This window comes from Hyalangium sp., from assembly GCF_045802625.1.
Taxonomy (GTDB): domain Bacteria; phylum Myxococcota; class Myxococcia; order Myxococcales; family Myxococcaceae; genus Hyalangium.
This window is the reverse complement of the sequence record NZ_JBJMQP010000121.1, coordinates 47,246-55,006: the sequence shown is the minus strand read 5'-3', so window position 1 is coordinate 55,006 and position 7,761 is coordinate 47,246. Positions and strand designations below refer to the sequence as shown.

The window sequence follows — 7,761 nt, the reverse complement described above, 5'->3', positions numbered from 1 at the left end:
GGTGGAGCTGGTCGCGTCCGCGCAGCCAAGCCCGCCGGAGCCCGTGCCGGAGTTCCGCCGCGGGGAGGTGCCGTCCTATCGCCTCCAGGCTCCCAACGGCCCGGCCGCGGCCCAGGCGCTCCAGCAGCTGGCGCAGGAACTCCGGGGCAAGTGGGACTACCTCTTCGTGCAGGTGGATCCCCGCTTGTGGCAGGGGCTCGTGCCTCCCGAGGGGAGCGCCTCGGGCTTCCGGCCGTTCCTGGGTGGGGAGGTGTCCTGGAAGCTGGTCTACCTCTCTCGCGATCCGCTCGCCGCGGGGCAACCTCCCGGCTTCACTCAGGGCTCCATCCTGTACACCGCCCTGCTGGTGCCGGGCTCGGAGCGCGAACCGGGCCCCGCGTTCCCCGCGGGGACGATGCGCCTCGTGCTCGACCCGCGGTCGTTCTCCAGCCGCTCCTTCTCCAGCTCCACCGGGGCGGAGCAGGAGATGTTCCAGCGCTGGGCGCGGGCCATCACCGAGCGCGTGGTGGGGCTCGCGCTGGGCGCGGGGGGCTCCTGGGGCTACGCCGAGATCGCGGTCATCCGGGGGATGCTCGAGCGGAAGATCCCCATCGACGTGGTCAGCGGGACGAGCTTCGGGGCCGTGGCGGGCGCCTTCTTCAGCAGCATGGGCGAGGCGGGGCTGGAGCTGCTCCTGAAGGAGGGCTACAAGTTCCTCGGGGTCGTCGCGCTCAGCATGATCAACTCGAGCGCCATCGCCTACGCCTTCGATCGCATCCTCGACCACCGGCGGCTGGAGAAGGTCGCGCTGCCCTTCTTCCCCGTGGGGACGAACGTCTCCCTGTCGCAAGCGTGGGTGCGCCAGAAAGGCACGCTGGGGGAGGCCATCCGCTCCAGCGGGATCATGCCCGGCATGCTGTCTCCGGACTACACCGACAACAACGGCCGCGTCGTCGATGGCGCCTTCATCAACAGCGTCCCCGCCAGTGTGCTCGTTTCCCAGCGCGCCAACCTGGTCATCGCCTCCAACGTGCTCTCGGATCCTCCGGACAAGGAGGACTCCGCTCCCATGTTCCCGGGCAAGGTGGGGTGGTTCCTGCATGGGCTCAACCCGATCCTGCGCTTCGCCGATCTGGTGCGCTCGACCCTCATCCTGTTCCACTCGGATGGGGACAAGAACGCGTACGGCGCCGACGTGGTCTTCGGCCTGCCCTTCACCCCGATTCCTCCCTGGGCCTTTGGCAAGGGGCAGGAGTTCGTGGACAAGGCGGCGAGCGTCCTGGGGCCGACCCTCGATGAGATCGAGGCACGCTGGAAGCTGATGTCCCTGCGCCGGGGCGATCTGCTCTCCAAGGCGCTCTCGCTGGGAGAGACGTTGCTGCAGAAGCGTGGGATCGGGCTGCCGCACGAGCGGGAGTCGGCATGATCCCGGTTCGGATCCTGGGGACCGCCGGCCTGTTGCCGGGGCGGGCGGTGACGACCGAGGAGTTGGCTCGGAAGGTGGGCCGGGATCCCGCGAAGGTGGAGGAGCGCACGGGCATCCGCACTCGCTACTGGGTCGAGCCCGGCACTCGCATGACGGACGTGGGCGTGGAGGTGCTCCGGCGCGCGCTCGATGCCGCGAAGGTGGCGGCCACGGATCTGCGGCGCATCCTGTTCGTCACCGCCACGGGAGGGGATGCCACCGCTCCCGCCACCGCGAGCATGATCGCCGGAGCGCTCGGGCTCACCGGCTCGTGTGACGCGTTCGACATCAACAACGCGTGCATGGGTTTCCTCTCGGCGTTCGATGTGGCCGCCCGCTCGGTGGCCACTGGCCTGGGGCCCGTGGCGATCGTCGTCGTCGAGTTCACCTCGCGCGGCCTCGACCCGAGCAATCCCCGGCCCTATCTCGTCCTGGGGGATGGGGCCGCGGCGGCGGTGCTCGGCACCGCGCGCCCGGGGGAGGGCGTGCTGGGGGTGTCGCTCGCCAACAACGGCACCCTGCCTCCGGATACCGGCTTCGGGCAGTCGCTGCTCACCGGCAAGCTCGAGAAGATCCATTTCCATGCCTCGCGGCAGGACATCTTCCAGATCGCGGTGGATGCCCTGGGCTCCTCCACCCAGGCCGTACTGAAGCAGGCGGGGGTGAAGCTGCAGGACGTCCAGTGGCTGCTGCCCCACCAGCCCAACGGCGCGCTGCTCGATGCCGTCGTGGACGGGCTCGGCCTGGACAGGGCGAAGCTCGTCCCCATGGTTCGGGACGTGGGCAGTGTGGGGTGCGTGGCGATTCCGTACAGCCTCGATCTGCTGCTGCGGACCCGGGACGTGCGCCCGGGGGAGCTCATCCTGATGATCGGAGTCGGAGCGGGCGTCTCCCAGGGCGCGCTCCTCTATCAGGTGGGCGGATGAGCCAGGCTGGAGGGGCTCCCCTGGCGGCATGGCTGGCGGCGTTCCGGGTGCTGCGCGCGTGGCATCGCTACGAAGTCCTCGGGCTGGAGACCCTGTTGCAGCCGGGCGCGAAGTTGATCGTCGCCTACCACGGCCGGCCCTTTGCGCTCGATCAGTGCATGCTCACGGTCACCCTCTACGAGCGGCTGGGCTACCTGCCTCACGGCATCATCCACGGCTACTTCGGTCAGAACCGGGTGCTGCGCTGGTTTAGCGATGGCCTGGGCTTCGTCACCGGAGATGGGCCCGGGATCGAAGCGGCCGTGGCGCGGGGCGAGCATGTGCTCGTGCAGCCCGGCGGCACCCGTGAGGGCTGCCGCAGCTTCCGCCACCGCTACCAGGTCGACTGGGGCGAGCGGCTCGGGTACCTGCGCCTGGCGATCCGTCATGGCCTGCCCATCGTCCCCGTGGCCGGCGACGGCGTGGATGATGCCTATATCGGCCTCAATGATGGCTATGCGCTCGGGCGCCGCCTCCACATTCCGGGAGGGCTCCCGCTCTGGTTGGGCCTTGGCGCGACGGGGCTGTGGCCGTTCGCGCTGCCGCTCCCAGTGAAGATGACGCAGCTCATTGGCGAGCCGATCCGGCGGCACCTCGACGAGAAGATCGATCCCTCGAACCGAGCGGCGCTGGTGGAGCTGCACCAGGAGGTTCGCGGGTCCGTCCAGGCGCTCATGGATGGGGCTCGAGGCCGGAAGGAGGCCGCATGAGCGCGGAGCAGTGGGCGCTCGTTCTCGGCGCGTCGTCAGGGACGGGGGCCGCCATCGCCGTGGAGGTGGCGGGCTCGCGGGGGCTCAACGTGTTCGGAGTGCACCGGGGGCGCTACCTGGAGCAGGCCGAGCAGGTGGAGCGCGACGTGGCCGCCACCGGCCGCCGCATCGTCATGCATCGGGGAGACGCGGGAACTCCTGAGGGTGCGGCCCAGGGCGCGGAGGCCCTGCTGGCCCTGGCGGGACCGCGGAGCGTGAAGCTGTTCGTCCACTCGATCGCCAGCGGCTCCGTGGGGCGCTTCGTCTCGGGGGAGAAGGATCAGCTGCACCCCAAGCAGCTGGAGCGCACCTTCCATGCGATGGCCCACTCGTTCATTTACTGGGCCCAGGCGTTGGCGGAGAAGGAGCTGCTCGCGCCGCAGGCTCGCCTGCTGGGGTTGACCAACCCGCTGACCGAGTCTCACCTCCACAACACGGGCGCCATCACCGCCGCCAAGGCCGCCCTGGAGATCTACGTGCGCCACCTGGCGATCGAGCTGGGGCCGCGCGGCCACCGGGTGAACCTGCTCAAGTTCGGCACGGTGATGACGCCGGCCCTCAAGCACGTCTACTCGCCGGAGGCGCTGGCGCAGCTGGAGGCGGCCCACTCCCGGATGAACCCGGCCGGGCGGATGTGCACCGTCCAGGAGGTGGCCCGCTTCGTCTCGGTGCTGCTCGGAGACGCGGTGGACTGGTTCAACGGGGCCACCATCGACTTCACCGGAGGCATGACGCTCCGGCTGATCGATCTCGTGCTCAACCCTCCGCGCTGAGGCTCACCCGCGATCGAGCTCCGCCTGCACCCGCGAGATCTCGTCCGGCATCGCCAGCTCCGAGAAGAGCGCCCGGGCCCGTAGCAGGTAGGTCCGCCGGTTGGGGTCCTGGAGATCCAGGTGGCGGCCCAGCTCGAACTGCGCGCGGCCCAGCTCGAAGGGCATCTTGAGCTTCTCCGCCTCGGCCAGCGCCTTGAGCCAGGCGTGGCGCGCCACCGCGGGACGGCCGGAGAGCTGGGCCTCGGTCCCGCGGCACAGCCACGAGAAGGAGCGCGCGAAGGGCAGGAGCAGGGCGAAGGTCCGCAGGATCTGCATCCCCGCCCGAGCGTCCTTCGCCAGCTGCTCCCGCTCGGCGGAGCCCTCGGCGGAGCGCTCCCAGAGCGTGAGGTGCACCTCGTTCATCGCGATGATGCCGGGGTACAGGAAGAACGTGACGGGCTTGATGGACCGCAGCACCTCGAGCGTCTGCGAGGCCAGGCGGCGCGCCTGCTCGACGTTGCCCTGCCGCAGCCAGGCCAGCGCCAGGGTGCCATAGAGGACGATCTTCGACGCGACGTCGACGTTCGCCTCGATTCGGGCCATCTCGGAGGAGGCGATGAGGACGGCCTCCATGGAGCGGCCCAGGCGCACCATCGGCCCGATGCGCATGACGGGCCCCCAGAGCTGGGTCTGGGTGGCGCCGCGCCGCCGCGCCGAGCTCTCCATCCGCTCGGCTGCCTCGATGGCGCGCCTGTACCGCCCCCGGCACGTGTTCGAGGCCGTGAGCACCGCGCAGGCCTCTTCCAACTGGCGGTAGTCACCCAGGCTGCTGGCGATGGAGAGCGAGCGCTCGGCCCAGGTCTCCAACTCCTCCCAGCGCGCGGTGGCGATGACGCCCGCCGCGTTGCGAGACAGCACATAGGCCACGTCGATGGGAGTGCCCACCTGCTCGGCCATCTCCTGCGAGCGCCGCATCCAGATCTCGGCGATCGGGCGCGTGGGCGGGAGGCCAGTCACCAGCGACATCAGCGCATAGCCGCGGGCCAGGGTAGGGGAGGGGCCCAGGGGCTCGCAGGTGTTGAGCATGCGCAGGCCAGACCAGAGCAGGCGCGGCATGTCCTGGGAGAAGAGGAACATGTCCGTGAGCCGCAGCAGCATGCGGCCTGCCTCGGCGCGGTGCTCCAGCCGCTCGGTGTGGCTGACCTCGAACGCCTCGGGGACCGTGGCCTGAGCGACGCGCTGGAGGAACTGGCCCATGACGCCCACCCCCCAGCCCGCGGAGGACGAGGGCACCTGCCAGCCGAAGTACCGCAGGGAGCGCTCGGCGTGCTCGCGGCACTTGTCCAGCAGTCCGAGCTGGAAGTAGGCATCCGCCAGCAGCGCCTCGATGTGCCCGAGCTGGGCGCGCTGCTTGGGCGTCAGGGCCCCGGCATCCACCCCGCTGGGAGCCAGCAGCGTCAGGGCGCGCTCCAGGTGGGGGATGGCCTCACGGCTGGCATAGGTCGCCAGGGCCAGCTCGCCAGCTCTCTTCACGGCGTGAAGTTCCTTGTCCTTGTCGCCCGCCTTGCCCCAGTGGAACGCGAGCGCCACCATCCACTCGTGGGACTCCGGGTACACCGCCTCGATGGCCACCGCGGCCTGGCGGTGCAGCAGCGGCTCGGCGCGCTCCGGGAGATCCGCGAGCACGCCCTCTCGCAGCTTGTCGTGCGCGAAGCGCCACTGGCCCTCGGAGAAGTCCAGCACCGCGGCGCTCGCGCACTCGGACAGGAACGAGTCCATGCGCATGCTCGGAGCGCACTTGCTCAGCACCTTCGGATCAATCCGGCGCCCGATGACCGCCGCCAGTTGGAGCAGCTCGCGCGCCGACGGGGGGAGCTTCGCCAGCCGCCGCTGGACGATCTGCTTCACGCCACCCGGGAACACCTTGGCGGGCAACGGCGCGCTGCCGATCCGGCCGAGCTGTCCCGTCTCCTCGGCCAGCGCCCGGACCACCTCCACGAGGAAGAAGGGGTTGCCCTCCGTCTCCCGCCGCAGCATCTCGAGGATCTGCGGTGAGCGCCCGGCAACACCGATCATCGACTCGGTGAGCACGGCGATGGCGTCCTCACCGAGGCGAGGCAGCCGCAGCACCTCCATCCCCGGCAGCTCTCCCGGCAGCTCCGGGCGCTCGTCGTCCCGGTAGCTGGCGAGGATGAACACGGGCAGGGTCTTCGCCAGCTCGGAGATTCGAGCCAGCAGGCCCAGCGACTCGCCGTGCGCCCAGTGCAAGTCCTCCAGGACGAGCACCGTGGGCTGCGGCATCCGCCGGAAAAGATCCTCCACCACGGCGAACAGGCGCGCCCGCGCCATCTCGGGATCCAGCTCGACCATGGCGGGCACGGGCCGGCCGAGCAGCGCCTCGATGTCCTCCACCAGCGGCCGGAGCACGCCCGCCTCGAAGTCGGTCGGCTCGGCCAGCAGCACCAGCCAGCGCAGCACCGAGCGCCACTCCTGATACGGACTGCCGCCGCCGGTGACGCCCTGGCCTCGCACGGCCACGGCGCCGCGCACCAGCGCCAGGGTGCGCACCTCATCCAGGAGCCGGGACTTGCCGACGCCGCTCTCGCCTCCCACCAGCCACGCGCTCCCGCGGCCATTGAGCGCCAGCGCCAGCACCTGCTCCAGCCGGTGCAGCTCGCGCTCGCGGCCCACGAAGCGCGCGCCCTGCAGGAAGCTCTCGCGTGTGGCCGAGGTCTCGGTGACGATCTGGTGGCCCGTCGCCTCGGTGAGCGCGCTCAGGGCCTCCTCGGCGCTGCGGTAGCGGTGCTTGGGATCCGGGGCGCTCAGCTTGCGCAGCACCTGCCCGAGCGCGCTCTGCTCGAAGCCCTCGGGCAGCCCCGCGGAGCGCCCGGGGGCTGGCGCGGCGAAGAGCCGGTAGGCGACCATCCCCAGGCTGAACAGATCCGAGGCGGCCGAGGCCGGCTGTCCCTCGAAGAGCTCCGGCGCCACGAACCCAGGCGTGCCCACCGTGCCCTGCGCATCCAGCCGCTCCCGGGCGATGGCGAGGCCGAAGTCGAGCACCTTCACCTGCCCATCGACGACGAGCACGTTGCCCGGCTTGAGATCGCGGTGGATGACGCCCCAGCGGTGCATGTACGCCAGCGCCTGGAGCACCTGCGCCAGCAGGCGGATGCGCTCCTCGTGCGGCTGGTTCTTCCCCGCCTCGGTGATGGTCTGCGCTCCCTTGAGCAGATCCATCGTGTAGTAGGGGCGCGCCTGACTATCGAAACCGTAGTCGAGCACGCTGATGACGTGCGGGTGGTGCAGGGAGGTGAGGACCTTGAACTCGTCCGCCAGCCCGAGGGCGATCTCCGGCGGCGCCGTCTTGGCACCGAAGCTGCGGGTGGCCTCCTCGGCCAGCTCGTCGATCGATCGGTGGAGCCGCTTCAACGCCACGACGCCGGCGAGCCGATCCCGCGCCAGATAGACCGTGCCCATGCCGCCTCGGCCCACCACCTCCAGAACCTGGTAGCGGCGGCCCACCAGCTCGGAGCTTGCCAGGAGCGGAGAGGAGAGCTCCCCCACCGTGCTCCCGTGCGGTACTGCGTCCATGAATTCCCCTTACTTACGGTCCACAAGTCTCGCGCCGTGCGGGGACCCGCGGTCTGCCCCGCACTCACCCCGAGCGAAGGACGTCGGGTTCCAGATTTAAACACTTCACGACCGCGAGATGCGGACTGTCCGCCCCGAGCCCCTGAAAGGCACTGGAAGTGAAGAGGGCTTTGCCCTGTTTTGCCGTTCTCACTGGTTTTTGACCTTGGCGCAGCGGATGCGCTCCCTTCGGGGTTCGCCGCAAGCCTTGCGGGATGGCT

At 70.4% G+C, this 7,761-nt stretch carries 5 protein-coding genes; 4 read left to right on the top strand and 1 reads right to left on the bottom strand.

The features are described 5' to 3' along the window. From ACJ8AT_RS23190 to ACJ8AT_RS23175, 4 genes are all read left to right on the top strand, one after another. A partial coding sequence (locus ACJ8AT_RS23190) for a patatin-like phospholipase family protein (protein ID WP_407739999.1) occupies window positions 1–1,405 on the top strand: 1,405 nt, incomplete at its 5' end. Further along, window positions 1,402–2,370 (top strand): 3-oxoacyl-ACP synthase III family protein, encoded by a 969-nt coding sequence (locus ACJ8AT_RS23185; protein WP_407739998.1) that lies wholly within the window; start codon window positions 1,402–1,404, stop codon window positions 2,368–2,370. The genes ACJ8AT_RS23190 and ACJ8AT_RS23185, both read left to right, overlap by 4 nt. Then, the gene (locus tag ACJ8AT_RS23180) at window positions 2,367–3,119 is read left to right on the top strand and encodes a lysophospholipid acyltransferase family protein (RefSeq protein ID WP_407739997.1); all 753 of its coding nucleotides are present in this window, start codon (window positions 2,367–2,369) and stop codon (window positions 3,117–3,119) included. Before ACJ8AT_RS23185 ends, ACJ8AT_RS23180 begins: the two co-directional genes overlap by 4 nt. After that, the gene (locus tag ACJ8AT_RS23175) at window positions 3,116–3,931 is read left to right on the top strand and encodes an SDR family oxidoreductase (protein ID WP_407739996.1); all 816 of its coding nucleotides are present in this window, start codon (window positions 3,116–3,118) and stop codon (window positions 3,929–3,931) included. Before ACJ8AT_RS23180 ends, ACJ8AT_RS23175 begins: the two co-directional genes overlap by 4 nt. Window positions 3,932–3,934: 3 nt before the next feature. Here the strand turns inward: ACJ8AT_RS23175 and ACJ8AT_RS23170 are convergent, their stop codons facing one another. Then, a complete protein-coding gene (locus tag ACJ8AT_RS23170) occupies window positions 3,935–7,501 on the bottom strand; it encodes an ATP-binding protein (protein WP_407739995.1) in 3,567 nt (1,188 codons plus the stop codon). Window positions 7,502–7,761 lie beyond the last annotated feature (260 nt).